Below are 17,343 nucleotides of genomic sequence, written 5' to 3'. Positions count from 1 at the left end.
GTCAGCTKGTGATCGGCGTGATCTGCATGGTGATGATCGCCAACCTRCAATACGGSTGGACGTTCTTCGTCCCCGACATCCAGAAGAAGTTCGGCTTCGACCGGGCGGCGATCCAGTGGGCCTTCACCCTGTTCGTGCTGTTCGAGACCTGGCTGGTCCCGATCGAGGGCTGGTTCGTGGACAAGTACGGCCCGCGCGTGGTCGTCCTGTTCGGCGGCGCGCTCTGCGGCATCGGCTGGGTCATCAACTCCTACGCCGCCTCGCTCAACATGTTCTATCTCGGCCAGGTCGTGGCCGGCATCGGCGCYGGCGCCGTCTACGGCACCTGCGTCGGCTCGGCCCTGAAGTGGTTCCCCGACAAGCGCGGGCTCGCCGCCGGCATCATCGCCGCCGGCTTCGGCGCCGGCTCGGCCCTGACCGTCGCCCCGATCCAGTGGATGATCGCCGACCACGGCTTCCAGGCCGCCTTCTTCAACTTCGGCATCGGCCAGGGCCTCGTCGTCTGCGCGCTCGCCTTCTTCTTCACCTCGCCCAAGAAGGGCCAGGTGCCGGAAGTCGTCGCCAACGCCAACATCATCCAGACCCGGCGCAACTACACCCCCGGAGAAGTCGCCCGCCAGCCGATCTTCTGGCTCATGTACTTCATGTTCGTCATCGTCGGCGCCGGCGGCCTGATGATCACCGCCAACCTCAAGCCCATCGCCTCCGATATCGGCGTCGACAAGGTGCCCGTCACCATCATGGGCATCACCATGGTCGCCATCACCTTCGCGGCCACCATCGACCGCGTCCTCAACGGCCTCACCCGTCCGTTCTTCGGATGGGTCTCCGACAAGATCGGCCGCGAGAACACCATGTTCATCGCCTTCGCCATGGAAGGCTTCGGCATCTACATGCTCTACCTCTGGGGCCACGATCCCCTGTGGTTCGTCCTGCTCTCNAAGCCCATCGCCTCCGATATCGGCGTCGACAAGGTGCCCGTCACCATCATGGGCATCACCATGGTCGCCATCACCTTCGCGGCCACCATCGACCGCGTTCTCAACGGCCTGACCCGCCCGTTCTTCGGATGGGTCTCGGACAAGATCGGCCGCGAGAACACCATGTTCATCGCCTTCGCCATGGAAGGCTTCGGCATCTACATGCTCTACCTCTGGGGCCACGATCCCCTGTGGTTCGTCCTGCTCTCGGGCTTCGTGTTCTTCGCCTGGGGCGAGATCTACTCCCTCTTCCCCTCCACCTGCACCGACACGTTCGGCACCAAGTTCGCCGCCACCAATGCCGGCCTGCTCTACACCGCCAAGGGCACCGCCGCGCTTCTCGTGCCCGTGGCCAACTACCTCCAGCAGGCCACCAACAGCTGGGACGGCGTCTTCCTCGTCGCAGCCGGCGCAAACATCCTCGCTTCCCTCCTCGCCATCGTGCTGCTGAAGCCCTGGCGCGCCCGTATCGTTGCCCGGAGCATCTGAACCATGGCCCGCTGGATCGGATACACCCACGACGGACGCGCCGGCTTCGGCCGCCTCGACGGAGACCAGGTCACTGTCCACGATGGCGACCTGTTCGACGCGCCCCGGGCTACGGGAGAGATCCTGCCCCTCGCCGAGGTGGTCATCGACCTGCCCTGCCGGCCGAGCAAGGTCATCGCCCTGTGGAACAACTTCTCCGCCATGGCCGAGAAGCAGGGGCTGACCCCGCCCGTCGCCCCGCTGTTCCTCTTGAAGCCGGCCAACACCTATCGCCCGAGCGGCGCCGAGATCGCGGTGCCGGATTGCGCCGGTCGTATTCTGTTCGAAGGCGAGCTCGGCATCGTCATCGGCAAGGTCGCCGGCCGGAGCGCGCGCGACCTCACGCCGGACGAGGCCGCCGACCACATCTTCGGTTACACCTGCGTCAACGACGTGACCGCGCTGGAAATCCTCAAGGCCGATCCGAGCTTCGCCCAATGGACGCGCTCCAAGGGGCTCGACGGGTTCGGTCCCTTCGGCCCGGCCATCGCCACCGATCTCGACCCCGAGGCGCTCTCGGTGAAGGTGCGGGTGAACGGGCGCGAGCGCCAGACCTATCCCCTCTCGGACATGATCTTCCGCCCGCGCGAGATCGTCGCCATGATCTCGCGGGGCATGACGCTGGAGCCCGGCGACGTCATCGCCTGCGGCACCTCCAACGGTTCCGGCCCGATCCCGAAAGGCGCCACCGTCGAGGTGGAGATCGAGGGGATCGGAATCCTGTCGAACCGCTTCTCCTGAACCGCACAGACCAGACCGACACGACATCCGGACAATGAGGACATCAGCATGAGCATCGCGATCGTCGGCGCAGGCGCCATCGGCGGATTTCTGGGGGTTCGCCTCGCGAATATCGGCGAGGACGTCACCTTCATCGCACGCGGGGCCAATCTCGATGCCATCCGCTCCAACGGCATGCGCCTGATCGAGGAGAACGGCTCCGAGATCCACGTGAAGAACCTCAAGGCCACCAAGTCCATGGAGGAGGCCGGCGTCCACGACGTGGTGCTCCTCACCGTGAAGGCGCATCAGGTCGGGCCGATCGCGGCCGACCTGCACCACCTCATCGGCCCCGACACCATCGTCGTGACCATGCAGAACGGCATCCCGTGGTGGTATTTTTCGGGTGGCCATGGCGGCGAACTCGCCGGGACGCACCTGGAAACCGCCGATCCGGGCCGGCTCATCGCCGAGTATCTCGACCCCAAGCATGTGATCGGCTCGGTGGTCTATCCGGCGGCCGTCCTCACCGAACCCGGCGTGGTCCAGGTGATCGAGGGCCACCGCTTCGGTCTCGGCGAACTCGACGGCTCCATGAGCCCGCGGGTCCAGACCCTGGCCCAGCTCCTCATCAAGGCGGGCTTCCGCGCGCCCGTCACCAGCGACATCCGGGCGGAGATCTGGCTCAAGCTCTGGGGCAATCTCAGCTTCAACCCGATCTCGGCACTCTCGCACGCGACCCTGGTGGATATCTGCCAGTTCCCGGAGACGCGGGCGCTCGCCGCCGACATGATGCGCGAGGCGGAGACCATCGCCAACAAGCTCGGCATCACGTTCAAACTCGGGATCGAGCGGCGCATCGCCGGGGCCGAGAAGGTCGGCGCGCACAAGACCTCGATGCTGCAGGACGTGGAGGCCGGACGGCCGATCGAACTCGAAGCCCTCGTCGGCTCGATCATCGAACTCGGACGCCTCACCGACACCCCGACCCCGCATATTGGCACCGTCTATGCCCTGATGCGGCTGCTGTCCCAGAGCCTCGAGCGGGCGCAGGGGCGCCTGTCCATCGCGACGGCCTGACCACCGTTTCCCCGGCGGTCGCCCGCGACCGCCGATCCGCGTGAACATGTGCCGCTCCCCATGCGGCGGACCGCCTTCTCCTCCCCGAAGGCAACTGACGATGAGGACACATCTACCATGGCCGAGACCGCAACCACCCTGCACGCCCTGATCCAGGCGGGCGCTGACGAGGCCACCGCCCTGTCGAGCCCTGGCGGCGTTCCCCTGACCTTCGGGACCCTGCGGGCGCTCACGGAGAGCACCATCGCTTCTCTCAACGCGCAGGGAATCGGCCGTGGCGACCGGGTCGCCATCGTGCTCGACAACGGCCCGGAAATGGCCGCCGCCTTCATCGCCATCGCAGCGGGTACCACCTCGGCGCCGCTGAACCCCGCCTACAAGGCCGACGAGTTCGAGTTCTACCTGACCGACCTCAACGCCAAGCTGCTGGTGGCGGCGGAAGGGTCGCAGAGCCCGGCGGTGGCGGTGGCCGAGAAGCTCGGCGTGCCGGTGGTGCGCCTGACCCCGACGCCCGAGCAGGGCGCGGGCAGCTTCACCCTCGCCTTCCCCGCCTCAGATGCGACGCCGGCGGCGCAGGGCGGCCCGGCTCATCCAGACGATATCGGCCTCGTTCTCCACACGTCGGGCACCACGTCGCGTCCGAAGATCGTGCCGCTGAAGCAGTCGAACGTCTGCGCCTCGGCCCGCAACATCCGCACCACCCTCGCCTTCACGGCCGAGGATCGCGGCCTCAACATCATGCCGCTGTTCCACATCCACGGCCTCATCGCCGGCATCCTGGCACCGCTCTCGGCGGGCGGGCAGGTCTGCTGCACGCCGGGCTTCAACGCTCTGAAGTTCTTCGGCTGGATGGGAGAGGTCCGCCCGACCTGGTACACGGCGGTGCCGACGATGCATCAGGCGATCCTGGGCCGCGCCGCCCGCAACAAGAACATCATCGCGGCCAACCCGCTGCGCTTCATCCGCTCCTCCTCGTCCTCCATGCCGCCGCAGGTGATGAAGGAGATCGAGGAGGTGTTCGGCGCGCCCCTGCTGGAAGCCTACGGCATGACCGAGGCCGCCCACCAGATGGCCTCGAACCCGCTGCCGCCCCGGCCGCATTACGCCGGCTCGGTGGGCCTCGCCGCCGGCCCCGAGATCGCCATCGTCGACCATGACGGCGAGCCCCTGCCCGCCGGCGAGACCGGCGAGATCGTGATCCGCGGCGACAACGTGATGACCGGCTACGAGAACAACGAGAAGGCCAATGCCGAAGCCTTCACCAAGCAGGGCTGGTTCCGCACCGGCGACCAGGGCACGCTGACCCCGGAGGGCTACCTCTCGATCACCGGGCGCCTGAAGGAGATCATCAACCGCGGCGGCGAGAAGATCTCCCCGCGCGAGGTGGACGAGATCCTCATGGATCACCCGGCGGTGTCCCAGTGCATCACCTTCGCGATGCCGCACGACAAGCTCGGCGAGGACGTGGTGGCGGCCATCGTCCTGCGCGAGGGCCACGACGCTCTCTCGGAAAAGGACCTGCGGGGCTTCGCTTCCGAGCGCCTCGCCCCGTTCAAGGTGCCGGCCAAGATCATCTTCCTCGAGGAGATCCCGAAGGGCGCCACCGGCAAGCTCCAGCGTATCGGCCTCGCCCAGAAACTCGGCCTGGCGTAAAGGCGGGGGCATTCCCGCCCGCCTTTGGAAAGACGTCCTCGGAAAACGATCCGGGGACGGCCTTGTCTCTCATGGCCCGTTTCGATCGATCGTAGCGGCACTTCGAGGGAACGGGCGTCGTTCGCGTTCCGCTATGAGGGCAGGAGCATCCTCAGCGAGAAATGCGCGCCCTTCACGTCGGGCGCCACGGTGAGCGGGCCGCCGAGTTGGCGGCCGAGATTGTTGATGATGCGCATGCCGAGGCTCGTGCTCCGGGCCTGGGTGGGGTCGAACCCGTCCGGCAGGCCGGCGCCATCGTCGGCGACGCCGATGACGAGGCCCCCCTCCTCAAGCGGACGGGCGGTGACCCGGATCTCGCCCTCGCTGTCGGGATAGGCGTATTTGATCGCGTTGGTGACGAGCTCGTTGACGAAGAGGCCGAGCGGAATCGCGAGATCGGCCGGAATGTCGAGACGGACCGCCTCGCAGCGAATGAGGTGGCGCCGGGCGCTCTCCTGAAGCTTGCCGCAGAGCGCTTCCAGGAAGCCCGAGACATCGATGGCGCCGAGGGTCGGCTGCCGCCAGAGCTGATCGTGGACCGCGGCCACGGCCTCGACGCGGGTGCGCGCATCGACCAGGGCCTCCCTCACCTTCTCGTCGTCAGAGCCGCGAGCCTGGAGGGCCAGGAACCCGGCGACCACCGCGAGGCTGTTCTTGACCCGGTGGCTCATCTCGCGGGACAGGAGGTCCTGCCGTTCCAGGGCCGCCTTCAGCCGCGCCTCGCCGCGCTGACGCTCGATGGCGCCGCCGAGGAGATTGGCGAAGCCCTGCATGAAGGCGATGTCCGCCTCCTCGAACTTGCCCTCGCGGGTGTCGTCCACTTCGAGCACGCCGTAATGCCCGTCGCGGTTGGCGATGAGCACGTTGATGGCCCGCTTGATGCCGTGGTCGGCCATGATCTGCGGCGTGCGAAACCGGGTTTCCACCTGAAGGTGATTGGAGATCACCGGCTGGCCGGTCTTGAGGGCAAAGCCCGCCGGGGACGCGAGATCAGCCCCTATGATGGCCTTGCCGACGACATCGTCCTTCCAGCCCACGCCGGCGCAGATCAGCAGGCAATCCTGCTCTCTGGAATATTCCAGCGCCTTGCAGAACTCGGCCTTCATGCCTTCCGCGCAGAGCTCGACGGCGCGATGCAGCAGGGGCAACAGCTCGGTGGCACGCAGGGCCTCGACGCCGAAATCCGAGAGCAGGGCCTGCTGACGCAGACGCAAGGCCAGGGCGGGTGAGACGTCGGTCATGGAAAATGGTCCTGCGACCGGCTGGATAGATGAGAAGAACGCCGTCCGGTCTGTGCGGTGCCGGGAGGCCGGATGCAAGGGTGACCGGCGCAACTTGCGTGAGGACGGCACGGGGAGGACCGGATCGGCCGCAACGCTTTAGCAACAGTCCGCACGGGAGAAGACCATCAGAGTCGGACGGCAGGTTACATAATAATTACTTATAATGGAAAAATACCACAATACGCGTCGATGACTTTAGATTATTGTCTATACGAGAAGATTTTGCTATTCCCCGGAAAGCCTGTGTCGAAGGAACTACGGATCAGCCGGCGTGATCGGGGGGAGGATACGAGATGATCGACGAGAGAGCTGCCCGTGCCGTCCTCGTAGCGACGACGCTCCTGACATCCGCCCCGGCACAAGCCCTGTCGATGAACGACCCGCTCACGGAATGGAGCAAGGGCACGGCCATGGACCGCATGCAGATCGCCTCGCGTCTCGGCAAGTCGTTCAACGGCGTCAGCGAGAGCTTCACCGCCGGCTACTTCCTGAAATGCATCGATGACGTCGCCTCCTACGGCAACGCCAAGGCCGCCAGGATCGAGGACGCCATGCGCGAATGCGTGGCCGCGCGGATGCCGCGCAGCCCGGACGCCGAATAGTCAGATCTCGATCTCGGTGCCGACCTCCACGAGTTGGCGAGTGGGGATGCAGAATTGCGCGCCGGTGGTCTCGGCGTTGCGCAGGAGGAAGGCGAAGACCGTTTCGCGCCATGTCGCCATGCCCCGGTCGTCGCTCTTCGGGATGATGGTCTCGTGGCCGATGAAGATTGTCAGGTCGTCGAGGAACTCCTTCGGCAGGGTCCCGCATTCGACGGCGCATCGCAGTCCGTCGGGGATCGAGGCGTCCTCCATGAAGCCGTAATGCAGGACGAGGCGGAATATGTCCGGGGTGATCTCCGTCACCTCGGCGCGCTCGGTCCGTGGCACGCTCGGCGCCTCCTCGTAGAGGGCGGTGACGAGCAGGATGCGCTTGTGCAGGGCATGGCTGCGCTCGACGAAGCGCGACAGGTGGAGCGGGATCCCGCTTGTGGCCGAGGACAGGAAGGCCGCGTTGCCCGGCAGGGTGATCGGCGGCGTGCGGCGCAGTTGCTCGATGAATTCCGCCTCGGGCTGCCGCAACGTCGCGCGGGCCTCCTCCACCAGGATGTTTCCCTTGCGCCAGGTGAGCATCAGGAAGGCGACGAAGCCGGCCAGCACCAGGGGAAACCAGCCGCCCTCGAACAGCTTCACGCTGTTGGCGCCGAGGAAGACGAGATCGATGGCGAGGAAGAAGCCGTTGACCGCGAAGACCGCGATGGGGGTGTAGCCCCATTTCAGCGCCACCAGAGCGGCGAGCAGGGTGGTGATGGCCATGAGCGACGACACGGCAATGCCGTAGGCGCCGGCCAGCTTGTCGGAGGAGCCGAAAGTGAGGACGGCCGTCAGAGTCGCGGCCGCCATCAGCCAATTGATCACCGGCACGTAGATCTGCCCGCGCTCCTCGCGCGCCGTGTGGATCACCCGCATGGGCGGCAGGAAGCCGAGCTGGATCGATTGCTGGGTGAGCGAGAACACGCCCGAGACGATGGCCTGCGAGGCAATGACGGTGGCCAGCGTTGCGAGAGCGATCAGCGGGTAATAGGCCCAATCCGGGCTGAGGCGGTAGAACGGGTTCTCGATGGCGTCGGGTGAGACCAGCAGCAGGCCGCCCTGACCGAAGTAATGGATAACGAGGGCCGGCAGGACAAGGCCGAACCAGGCGAGGCGGATGGGCCTCGCGCCGAAATGGCCGAGATCGGCATACATCGCCTCGCCACCGGTGACGGCGAGGAAGGCCGCGCCCAGCATGGCAAAGCTCACGTGCCAGCCGGCATGGACCAGGAAATCCACCGCGCGCCAGGGGTTGAGAGCGGCCAGGATCTGAGGGGCGTGCCAGATGCCACCGAGGCCCAGGAGCGCCAGGACGACGAACCACACCACCATCACCGGGCCGAAGATGCGCCCGATGAAAGCGACACCCTTGCTCTGCACCAGAAACAGCCCGACGAGGATGGCGATGGTGATGGGCAGGACGGCATGATCGAGGCCGGGGGCCGCCACCTTGAGCCCCTCCACCGCACTCAGGACCGAGATCGCCGGGGTAATCGCGCCATCGCCGTAGAGCAGGGCCGCGCCGACGAGGCCGACCACGAGGAGCACGGCCTGACGCGTGCCGGGCTTGGCATGGCGGGCGCCGAGCAGTGCCAGCATGGCGACGATGCCACCCTCGCCCCTGTTGTCGGCGCGCAGGATCAGCACCGCGTATTTCAGCGAGACGATGAGGATCAGGGCCCAGAAGATCAGCGATACCGCACCGACCACGGCGATGGCCTGGGGCGGGCCGCCGCCGGAGGCCGCCCGCACGGCTTCCTTGAAGGCGTAGAGCGGGCTGGTGCCGATATCGCCATAGACGATGCCGAGCGCCCCGAGGAGGAGAGGCAGGCCGGCGCGCGGAGGATCCGCGCTCTTCGAACCTGCACTCTCCGCCGAAGCCCCATGGGCGGATGCGTGTTGGGCCAAAGGGGCGTTTCCTTTCGCGGGCAGCCCGGACGCGCTCGGGTCGCCGCCTGACCAAACCTAGCGGTGGCGGCTCCACCGTCCAGGGAGGGATTTCATGAGTAACGGAGAGGTGAGGAAGCCATGCCCCCTCGCACCGATGACGCCTGCCCGCTTGCCTGCCATATCGGCAACAGAGATCGGCAAAGGTGAGACCGAACTCCGTACAAGGGTTTGGCGATGAACGCCTTGTTCGATCGTCACGATCGGCGGGAGTGACGGATTGTCAGGAGACGTCGATGGCGGACTTCGTCATCGAGGCTTCTCTCGCTGCGTTCTGTCGTAAGGCCTATACCAGCCGCACCAAGGCCTCCGGGCATTCGCCGTCGCGGGCGATGCAGTGGACCGGAGCCAGCACATGACGGGCGATGGCGGCCGCGACCGTCTCGGGCGACGTCGGCGCGCCGAGGCTTTCGCAGACGACGACACCGAGCAGCGTCTGCCCGTGACAGCGCAGGGTCTCCGCCGCGGTGAGCGCGTGGCTGATCGCCCCGAGATAACTGCCGGAGACGAGGATCGTCGGCAGGGCCAGGGCCTTTAGCCACTCGAGACCGGTCGCCTCCGCCGTCACCGGGCTCATCAGGCCGCCGACGCCCTCGAAAACGAGGATCGTCTCGGGATCCGCTCCCTGCAGACGGTCCTCGCACCAGCCGACGAGGTCGCAGAGGCGAAGGCTCCGCACTTCGCGCGCCGCGGCGAGATCGGGGCCGAGCGGTGCGAGAAAGCGCCAGGGCGAGCAGGCCTCCACCGTCTCGGGCGTCACCGGCAATCCCTGGGCTTCCAGAAGAATCGCCGTGTCGCTCTCGCGAAAAGACGGATCGCCAAAGGGCGGGACACCGCTCGCCAGCGGCTTCAGGGTCGACACGTCGCTTCCCCGGCGGCGCAGGGCGCGCGTCAGGGAAGCGGTGACGTAGGTCTTGCCGATCTCGGTCCCGGCGCCGGCGACGAAGACGGCGCGGGCACGCGTGCTCACTTCTCGACGAAGGCCTTCTCGATGACGTAGTGGCCGGCCTCGCCGTGATTGCCCTCCTCGTAGCCCCCGTCGGTGAGAAGCTGGCGGGTGTCGCGGATCATGTCCGGCGAGCCGCAGAGCATGAAGCGGTCGTTCTCGACGGACATCGGCGGCAGACCGATATCCTCGAACAGCTTGCCGGAGGTCATCAGGTCGGTGATCCGGCCTCGGTTGCGGAAGGGCTCGCGGGTGACGGTGGGGTAATAGATCAAGCCGGCGGTGATGACCTCGCCGAGGAACTCGTGGTTGGGCAGGTCCTGCGTGATCGTCTCGCCATAGGCGAGTTCGGAGACCTGGCGGCAGCCATGGACGAGGACGACCTTCTCGAAACGCTCGTAGGTCTCCGGGTCCTTGATGATCGACATGAACGGGGCCAGGCCCGTGCCGGTGCCGAGAAGGTAGAGGTTCTTACCCGGCAGCAGATTGTCGAGCACCAGAGTGCCGGTGGGCTTCTTGCCGACCATGATCGGATCGCCGACCTTGAGGTGCTGCAACCGCGAGGTGAGCGGGCCGTTCTCGACCTTGATCGAGAAGAACTCGAGCTCCTCCTCGTAATTGGCCGAGACCACGCTGTAGGCGCGAAGGAGGGGCCGGCCCTCGACTTCGATGCCCATCATCACGAACTCGCCGTTGCGGAAGCGGAACGCGGGATCGCGGGTCGTGCGGAAGGAGAACAGCGTGTCGGTCCAATGGTGGACGCTCAACACACGCTCCTCGTTGAACTTGCTCATCGACGGGTCCGTCTCAAACTTCGCTTGCGAATCTCGGCTTTCAGCCGGGTCTTCTCGCACCTGCGGCGCGCCCGTCAAGGCATAGCAGGCGCGCAGGCAGCGAAACCGCCAACTGTCTGGAATCGCTCTGACTTGAGGCATCGCCGCCACGGGGGATGCGACCTCGTGCCAATTCCGGCTCGTGACGATGCGGGAAGAGACGCAGGAAGTAGGGTTCGGCGCGCATTCCGGTGACAGTCGCCGGGATGGAACGGTCGGGGACCGGCCATGTGCGCCGCCCGCCTCAACGCGAGGCGGGCGGCGCACATGGCTCCGGACGTGACGGGTGAGATGAGCTTCTGCTCAGGCGGCGCGGACCGTGTGGAGGAACTTCTGCACCTCCAAGCTCAGCCGCTCGGCCTGCCGCGCCAGTTCCGACGAGGCGGTGAACACCTGGCCGGCACTGGCGCCGGTCTCCTGCGCCGCTCGGGCGACGCCGGTGATGTTGGCACTGACCTCGCCTGTCCCGATCGAGGCTTGCGCCACCGAGCCAGCGATCTCCCGGGTCGCGGCATCCTGCTGCGAGACCGATGCGGAGATAACGGCGGCCGTCTCGTCGATCCCGTGGATCGTCGAGGAAATCCCGTCGATGGCGCTGGTCGCCTGGCGGGTCGAGGACTGGATCGCCGCGATCTTTGCGGAGATTTCCGTCGTCGCCTTGGCGGTCTGGTTGGCGAGTTCCTTCACCTCCGAAGCCACCACCGCAAAGCCACGGCCCGCCTCTCCGGCCCGCGCCGCCTCGATCGTCGCATTGAGGGCGAGGAGGTTGGTCTGGCCGGCGAGGTTGGAGATGAGGTTCACGACGTCGCCGATGCTGGCGGCGACCTCACGGAGTTCCGCGACCGCCAGTGCGGTCTGCTCCGCCTCACGGACGGCGGCGGCCGTCATCTCAGCCGAACGTGCGACCTGCCGGCCGATCTCCGCCACAGAGGCACCAAGCTCCTCGGCCGAACCGGCCACGGCGGTGACGTTGGCCGATGCTTCCTCGGCGGCCGCCAGCACCGCGCTGGACTGGGCCGACGTCTCCTCGGCGGAGGCCGTCAGTTGCGAGGCCGTGGCCTGCATCTCGGTGGCCGCCGCGGACACCATGCTCACGATCCCGCCGACCGCCGCCTCGAACTCGTCGGCCAGGGTATGCATGCCGACCTTGCGTTCCGTCTCCCCGGCGAGGCGCAGGCGCTCGGTTTCGATCTCGAGGGCGCGGTTGCGGATCATGCCGTCCTTGAACACCTGCACGGCCTCCGCCATGGCGCCGAGCTCGTCCGTGCGTGTCCGGTCCGGAATCGCGACCTCGACATCGCCAGCGGCGAGCCGGTTCATCGCTTCCGTCATTCCGCGGATCGGGCGGGCGACCGTCATCATGGAGAAGAGGGCCGAGCCGCCCTGAAGGAGGATCGCCACGGCTCCGATCACGAGGCCCAGCAGGCTGGCGGTTTCCACGGCGCCCATCGACGACTGCCGCGCCTCGTCCGTGAAGCGCTGCGCATTGGACAACGATTGCTCGATGGCGACGAGCGCCTTCCTGCGGGCGCCATTCCGCTGTTCCCCCGCCAACGCCAGGGCCGCCTCGTCGATCCTCTTGCGACCCTGGTCGTAAGTGATGGTAGCCGCCGACTTGAGGGCGAGTTCCGTGAACTGCGCCAGCCCGGCATCGATGTCCTTGAGGACGTCGGGCTTCAGGGCGATACGGATCGGTGCCTTGAGTCCCTCATGGGCTGAATCGAAGTACGTCCTGATCCGGCCGACGGCCTCCTTGTAGGTCTCCTCCGTGTCCGACAGGCGCGCGTCGCGGAAGGCGACCTGAATCTGTGACAGGCCGAGCTGCGCGTTCTTGATGCCGTCGAGGATCGTCTGCTCCCGACTGACGGCTTCGATCGACTGAGTGATCCTTTGGTTGCCCATCCACTGGTTGGCGACCAATCCAACCGCCAGGAGAATGCCGAGACCTGAGAATAATCCCAACTTCTTTGCGATCGATAACTTCGACATCGTTCAGCCTGAATTTCGATAGGACGGGAGGGTGTCGGGGGCCTGTTCACTGCTCTTGCCGACGGGAGGTTTCGCCTCCGTTGTCCATTATCACGAATACAGACTAAATATTCGTTAATTGAAATACATTTTGAATAAAAACTGTATTCAATAGTATAGGACCGGGAAATTCAGGCGACATTCCAGTCCGACCCTCTCCGGCCTGGGTCCCGGCGCCACTCACTCCAGAATCAGCCCCTTCAGGTGATGAAGATTGTATCACTTGCATAGTGTAGTTGTCTGGGAGCGAGCATGATCACCGGCAGAGCCGGTCCGATCAGCCTGCCCAGGGGCTGCGTGCAGACGAGCGGATCATCGCCGATCGAGGCGATGCTTGCCTGTGGGATGCAGCGGGCGCGTCGAATGGCCCGTGCGCCGCTTCGTTCGAGTAACCTCACGCCGACGAGGCAGGTGATGGCGCCCCCGAGCGCCCGCCTCCGGTTCCATCGGCCGCTCGACCGCAGCCGATCCAGGTCAGCGCTCGTCTCTTACGAAACCTGCCTTGTCCGGTGACCTTGCGATCACAGGGGCTTCAGACCCCCTTCGATCTCGGCGCGACGACCTTCGAGGAAGGGCGGCAGGGACAAGCGCTCGCCCAAAGTCTCCAATGGCTCGTCGGCGGTGAAGCCGGGACCGTCGGTTGCGATCTCGAACAGGATGCCGTTGGGTTCGCGAAAGTAGAGGCTGCGGAAGTAATAGCGGTCCACCGGCCCGCTGGACGGCATGCGACGCTGCTTCAGCCGGTCGGCCCAACTGCCGTAATCCGCATCGGGGATGCGGAAGGCGACGTGGTGGACCGCCCCCGCTCCCTGCCGCGCCGGCGGCAGGCCGGGCTCTTCCAAGAGGTGAAGCTCGGCCCCCGCGCCTCCCTCGCCCATCTGCCAGACGCGAACCTCGCCCTCCGGCACGTCATAACTCCGGGCGTGGCTCATGCCGAGCACCTCGGCGAGCACGGCCTCCGTCGCCCCGATCCGCGCGAGGCTGAGACGGATCGGTCCCAGGCCCCGGATCTGGCGCTCCAGCGGCACCGGGCTGGCGGGCCAGGGATGGGCATCTCCGGCGCCGCCATCATCCACCAGCATCAGGCGTTGGCCTTCCGCATCCTCGAAATCCAGGCTGAGGCGGCCGTCGCGCAGAATCGGCTCGTTGTGGGTCACCCCCTCGCGGGCGAGATGCTCGTGCCACCAGGCGATCGTGCCCTCTCCCGAGACGCGGAACGCCGTCCGGACGATACTGTCGGTGCCGCGGCGCTCGGGGGGCGCCGGCCAGTCGAAGAACGTCATGTCAGTGCCGGGCGCGGCGATTCCGTCGGCGTAGAACAGGTGGTAGGCCGAGACGTCGTCCTGGTTCACCGTCTTCTTCACGAGCCTCAGCCCGAGTGTCCGCGTGTAGAAGGCCGCGTTGTCGGCGGCGCGCGCGGTGATGGCGGTGAGGTGGTGAAGTCCGGTGAGGTGCATCGGCCTGTCCTGCGAATGACGATGTCCTGCAGAGATGGGTCGTCCGTCCACGGAATGCGATGGCCCGGCGGATCATCCGGAAAAGCGGCCCGACACTGGGCCGGAGCCGGATGGGCGATACATCTCCCTGCTCACCGCCATAGGAGCCTGCCGCATGCCCCATCTGCTCTACGTCGAAGCGTCACCGCGCAAGGAGCGCTCGGCGTCGATCGAAGTCGCCCGCGCCTTCCTGGACGCCTGGGAAGAGACGCATCCGGAGGGCACGGTTGACGTGCTCGACGTCTGGAACACACCGCTTCCGGATTTCGACGGGGAGGCGCTGGCCGGCAAGTACGCGGCGCTGGCAGGTGACGCCCTAAGCCCGGCGCAGGAGGAGGCCTGGGTCGCGATCCGCGTGCTGGCGGCCAGGTTCCAGGCCGCCGACCTGATCCTGTTCGCGGTGCCGATGTGGAACTACACCATTCCCTACAAGCTCAAGCACCTGTTCGATCTGGTTTCCCAGAAGGACCTGCTCTTCACCTTCGACGAGCGCGGCCAGAACGGGATGCTCGAGGCGACGGCGGTCGTCGTCAATGCGCGGGGCGTCGCCATCGGCGAGGATTTCCCCGCCGATATCTACGATCACCAATCGACCTACATGGCGACCTGGCTGCGCATGGTCGGCGTCACCGATGTCCACCAGATCGCGGTGGAGAAGGGTCTGATGGGAGCCGATCTCGACCGGCAATCCCGCGAGCAGGCCCGCACCGAGGCCGGAGCCCTGGCGCGAACGCTTTAGGGCGCCGGCTTCAGAAAGCGCCGGCCAGGAGACCGAGGCCGGCGGCGGCGAAAGCGGCGCCGGCGACACGCAGGGCCGGACGCCCATTCCCCTCACCGAGACGCCCCATGCCGAGGCCGAGACCGAGGCCCGCGGCGTGAAGCAGGGCGGTGGCGGCCACGAAGCCGGCGCCATAGGCGAGACCGGAGGCCGCCTCCGGCATCTCGGCACCGTGCGCATGGCCGTGGAACACCGCAAAGACGCCCACGAGGGCCATGGCCGCCGCGACCGGCATCGTCACCCGCAGGGCGACGGCAGCACCGAGCACGGCCACGGACAGGGCGATGGCGGTCTCCACATGCGGGAGCGCCACGCCGGCCGCGCCGAGAGCGCCGCCTAGTACCATCATGCCGAGGAACGACAGCGGGACCAGGAATATCGCCCGGCCGCCGACCTGCGCGGCGACGAGGCCCACCGCCACCATGGCGAGCATGTGGTCGAGACCGGTCAGGGGATGCAGGAACCCATGGGCAAGGCCCGACGCATCGCCCTGTCCTGTATGGGCGAGGGCAGGGCCGGCCATGAGGCTCAGTGCCAGACCCGGCAGAATTCGAACGCAGCGTCTCATTCCCACTCTCCCCCGAAGCCCTAAAGGCCGTCACGCGCCCTGAATGCCGGACGTGACCGGTCCTGGCAACGGCCGTGCCGCCGATGGCGAGGCCCTTCTTCCGCGGGTGTCGGCTCGCCTTCCGTTGTGGTCCAAGCAGCCAGCAAAGACAGAGGGCCAAGGGATGGCCGGCCCGGAACGGCCTCTCCCATCGCGGTGAAAGGGCGGATAACCCCGCCCCTTTCCCGGCCATCTGCAGCGAAGCGGAAGGTGGCCGGGATCCAGCGCAAAGATCGGGCGAAGCCGTCCTCAGAAATGCCGCGCCAGCACCTCGCGGACGCGCTCGACCATCTCGTCTTCCTTCACCGAGAACTGGGCCGGGCGCGCCGCCTTCCATTCGGCGTTGCTGGCGATGGCTCCCGCCGCCTTGGCGCCCTCGATCAGGTCCTTGACCTGCACTTCGCCGGCCTCGCGCTCGTTGGAGCCCTGGATGATCGCGCAGGGGCTGCCGCGCCGGTCGGCGTATTTCATCTGCGCCTTCATGCCCGATCCGCCGAGATAGAGTTCGGCGCGGATGCCAGCTTCGCGCAGGCGCGCCACGAGGCGCTGGTAATCGGCGATGTTGTCGCGGTCGAGGACCAGCACCACCACCGGGCCGGGCTTCGCGGTCCCTTCGAGAAGCGGGCTCCCGGTCAGTTGCAGCGCCGAGAACAACCGCGACACGCCGATGGAGAAGCCGGTGGCCGGCACAGGCTCGGCGCGGAAGCGCCCGACGAGGCCGTCATAGCGACCGCCGCCCGCCACCGACCCGAAGCGAACGGTCTGGCCGTCCTCGTTGGTGACCGGGAAGGTCAGCTCGGCCTCGTAGACCGGGCCGGTGTAGTATTCGAGGCCGCGCACCACCGAGGGGTCGGCCCGAATGCGGTCGTGGCCATAGCCCGCCGCCGCGCAGAGACGCATGATCGCGTGCAGTTCGGCGATGCCCTCGCGGCCGGTCTCGGACGAGCCGACCACATCGCTCCACGAGCCGAAGAACTGTTCCCAGAACGCCATCCGGTCGCCCTCGGCGTCGGGAGCTGCCTGGAACGAGACATAGGCGAGGATCCGCTCGATGGCGTCGGGCGAAAGCCCTGCCCCCTTCGCGAAATCACCGCTCTCGTCCTTGCGGCCCTCGCCAAGGAGCTGGCGCACGCCTTCGACGCCGAGGCGGTCGAGCTTGTCGATGGCCCGCAGTACGGTGAGGCGCTGCCCGGCCTTGTCCTCGCCCGCAAGGCCGATCGCCTCCATGACGCCGTCGAGCACCTTCCGGTTGTTGACCTTGATGACGTACTGGCCCGACAGGCCGAGTTTTTCGAGCGTGTCGGCCATCAGCATGCAGATCTCGGCATCCGCCGCGACGGAGCCCGCGCCGACGATGTCGGCATCGCATTGCATGAACTGGCGGAACCGGCCTGGGCCCGGCTTCTCGTTGCGGAAGACGTAGCCGGCGCGGAAGCTGCGATAGGGTTTGGGGATCGCGTCGAAATACTCGGCCACGTGCCGGGCCAAGGGCGCGGTGAGATCGTAGCGAAGGGACAGCCAGGATTCATCGTCGTCCTGGAAGGAGAATACGCCCTCGTTGGGGCGGTCGAGATCGGGCAGGAACTTGCCGAGGGACTCGGTGTACTCGACGAAGGGGGTCTCCAGCGCCTCGAACCCGTAAAGCTCGAAACTCTGGCGGATCGTCTCCAGCATCCGGTGCTGCGCGGCGATCTCATCGGCGCGGCGGTCGACGAAGCCGCGCGGCAGGCGCGCCTTCAACGTATCGGCCTTCGTGGATTCAACCTTGTTAGGATCGGCCTTGGCCATGGTGT

The 17,343-nt window shown here is 66.8% G+C and carries 14 protein-coding genes and 1 pseudogene; 7 read left to right on the top strand and 8 right to left on the bottom strand.

Annotated features, from left to right (window positions below; all coding sequences use genetic code 11):
* The 5 genes and pseudogenes from oxlT to ASF26_RS03695 all read left to right on the top strand — a co-directional run.
* Nucleotides 1-940: pseudogene (gene oxlT / locus ASF26_RS23030) on the top strand (oxalate/formate MFS antiporter); the annotation flags it as partial.
* Between the two features lies 1 nt (nt 941).
* Nucleotides 942-1,469: MFS transporter (locus ASF26_RS23025; RefSeq protein ID WP_210168140.1), on the top strand; the 528-nt coding region annotated here is incomplete at its 5' end.
* Between the two features lie 3 nt (nt 1,470-1,472).
* Nucleotides 1,473-2,249: a fumarylacetoacetate hydrolase family protein gene (locus tag ASF26_RS03705; RefSeq protein WP_056249644.1), complete on the top strand. Its 777-nt coding sequence runs from the start codon at nt 1,473-1,475 to the stop codon at nt 2,247-2,249.
* 48 nt (nt 2,250-2,297) lie between these two features.
* On the top strand, nt 2,298-3,308 hold the full coding sequence (locus tag ASF26_RS03700; protein ID WP_056249642.1) for a 2-dehydropantoate 2-reductase: 1,011 nt from the start codon (nt 2,298-2,300) through the stop codon (nt 3,306-3,308).
* Between the two features lie 117 nt (nt 3,309-3,425).
* Nucleotides 3,426-4,961, top strand: a complete 1,536-nt coding sequence (locus ASF26_RS03695; RefSeq protein WP_056249633.1) for an acyl--CoA ligase — start codon at nt 3,426-3,428, stop codon at nt 4,959-4,961.
* 131 nt (nt 4,962-5,092) lie between these two features.
* On the opposite strand, the gene ASF26_RS03690 is transcribed toward ASF26_RS03695, so the two are convergent.
* Complete coding sequence (locus ASF26_RS03690) at nt 5,093-6,241, bottom strand: histidine kinase dimerization/phosphoacceptor domain -containing protein (protein ID WP_056249630.1); 1,149 nt, start codon at nt 6,239-6,241, stop codon at nt 5,093-5,095.
* A 335-nt stretch (nt 6,242-6,576) separates the two neighbouring features.
* On the opposite strand from ASF26_RS03690, the gene ASF26_RS03685 reads away from it, so the two are divergent.
* Entirely contained in the window at nt 6,577-6,885 is a 309-nt protein-coding gene (locus ASF26_RS03685) for a hypothetical protein (RefSeq protein ID WP_056249626.1), read from the top strand.
* Here ASF26_RS03685 and ASF26_RS03680 read toward each other — a convergent pair whose 3' ends face one another.
* The 5 genes from ASF26_RS03680 to ASF26_RS03660 form a co-directional block, all read right to left on the bottom strand.
* Entirely contained in the window at nt 6,886-8,745 is a 1,860-nt protein-coding gene (locus ASF26_RS03680; protein ID WP_244475815.1) for a KUP/HAK/KT family potassium transporter, read from the bottom strand. It abuts the gene before it with no gap.
* 403 nt (nt 8,746-9,148) lie between these two features.
* Nucleotides 9,149-9,832 (bottom strand): dethiobiotin synthase, encoded by a 684-nt coding sequence (gene bioD, locus ASF26_RS03675; protein ID WP_056249621.1) that lies wholly within the window; start codon nt 9,830-9,832, stop codon nt 9,149-9,151.
* Nucleotides 9,829-10,602, bottom strand: a complete 774-nt coding sequence (locus ASF26_RS03670) for a ferredoxin--NADP reductase (RefSeq protein ID WP_056148553.1) — start codon at nt 10,600-10,602, stop codon at nt 9,829-9,831. Before ASF26_RS03670 ends, bioD begins: the two co-directional genes overlap by 4 nt.
* Before the next feature lie 342 nt (nt 10,603-10,944).
* Entirely contained in the window at nt 10,945-12,630 is a 1,686-nt protein-coding gene (locus ASF26_RS03665) for a HAMP domain-containing methyl-accepting chemotaxis protein (RefSeq protein WP_200925879.1), read from the bottom strand.
* Between the two features lie 560 nt (nt 12,631-13,190).
* A complete protein-coding gene (locus ASF26_RS03660) occupies nt 13,191-14,126 on the bottom strand; it encodes a ring-cleaving dioxygenase (RefSeq protein WP_056249616.1) in 936 nt (311 codons plus the stop codon).
* 154 nt (nt 14,127-14,280) lie between these two features.
* On the opposite strand from ASF26_RS03660, the gene ASF26_RS03655 reads away from it, so the two are divergent.
* Nucleotides 14,281-14,904 (top strand): NAD(P)H-dependent oxidoreductase, encoded by a 624-nt coding sequence (locus tag ASF26_RS03655; protein WP_056249876.1) that lies wholly within the window; start codon nt 14,281-14,283, stop codon nt 14,902-14,904.
* 10 nt (nt 14,905-14,914) lie between these two features.
* Here ASF26_RS03655 and ASF26_RS03650 read toward each other — a convergent pair whose 3' ends face one another.
* Entirely contained in the window at nt 14,915-15,511 is a 597-nt protein-coding gene (locus tag ASF26_RS03650) for a HupE/UreJ family protein (protein WP_056249614.1), read from the bottom strand.
* Between the two features lie 288 nt (nt 15,512-15,799).
* Nucleotides 15,800-17,338, bottom strand: coding sequence for a histidine--tRNA ligase (hisS, locus tag ASF26_RS03645; protein WP_056249610.1), 1,539 nt, complete (start codon nt 17,336-17,338; stop codon nt 15,800-15,802).
* Nucleotides 17,339-17,343: the final 5 nt, after the last annotated feature.

This window comes from Methylobacterium sp. Leaf93 (assembly GCF_001422345.1).
GTDB lineage: Bacteria > Pseudomonadota > Alphaproteobacteria > Rhizobiales > Beijerinckiaceae > Methylobacterium > Methylobacterium bullatum.
The sequence above is the reverse complement of the archived record's forward strand: the minus strand, read 5'-3'. Positions and strand labels throughout refer to the sequence as shown.

Bases quoted from the DNA above. Each gene is read 5' to 3' on its own strand.
- ASF26_RS03705 (WP_056249644.1), top strand. From the start codon at position 1,473: ATGGCCCGCTGGATCGGATACACCCACGACGGACGCGCCGGCTTCGGC.
- ASF26_RS03700 (WP_056249642.1), top strand. From the start codon at position 2,298: ATGAGCATCGCGATCGTCGGCGCAGGCGCCATCGGCGGATTTCTGGGG.
- ASF26_RS03695 (WP_056249633.1), top strand. From the start codon at position 3,426: ATGGCCGAGACCGCAACCACCCTGCACGCCCTGATCCAGGCGGGCGCT.
- ASF26_RS03690 (WP_056249630.1), bottom strand. From the start codon at position 6,241: ATGACCGACGTCTCACCCGCCCTGGCCTTGCGTCTGCGTCAGCAGGCC.
- ASF26_RS03685 (WP_056249626.1), top strand. From the start codon at position 6,577: ATGATCGACGAGAGAGCTGCCCGTGCCGTCCTCGTAGCGACGACGCTC.
- ASF26_RS03670 (WP_056148553.1), bottom strand. From the start codon at position 10,602: ATGAGCAAGTTCAACGAGGAGCGTGTGTTGAGCGTCCACCATTGGACC.
- ASF26_RS03665 (WP_200925879.1), bottom strand. From the start codon at position 12,630: ATGTCGAAGTTATCGATCGCAAAGAAGTTGGGATTATTCTCAGGTCTC.
- ASF26_RS03660 (WP_056249616.1), bottom strand. From the start codon at position 14,126: ATGCACCTCACCGGACTTCACCACCTCACCGCCATCACCGCGCGCGCC.
- ASF26_RS03655 (WP_056249876.1), top strand. From the start codon at position 14,281: ATGCCCCATCTGCTCTACGTCGAAGCGTCACCGCGCAAGGAGCGCTCG.
- ASF26_RS03650 (WP_056249614.1), bottom strand. From the start codon at position 15,511: ATGAGACGCTGCGTTCGAATTCTGCCGGGTCTGGCACTGAGCCTCATG.
- hisS (WP_056249610.1), bottom strand. From the start codon at position 17,338: ATGGCCAAGGCCGATCCTAACAAGGTTGAATCCACGAAGGCCGATACG.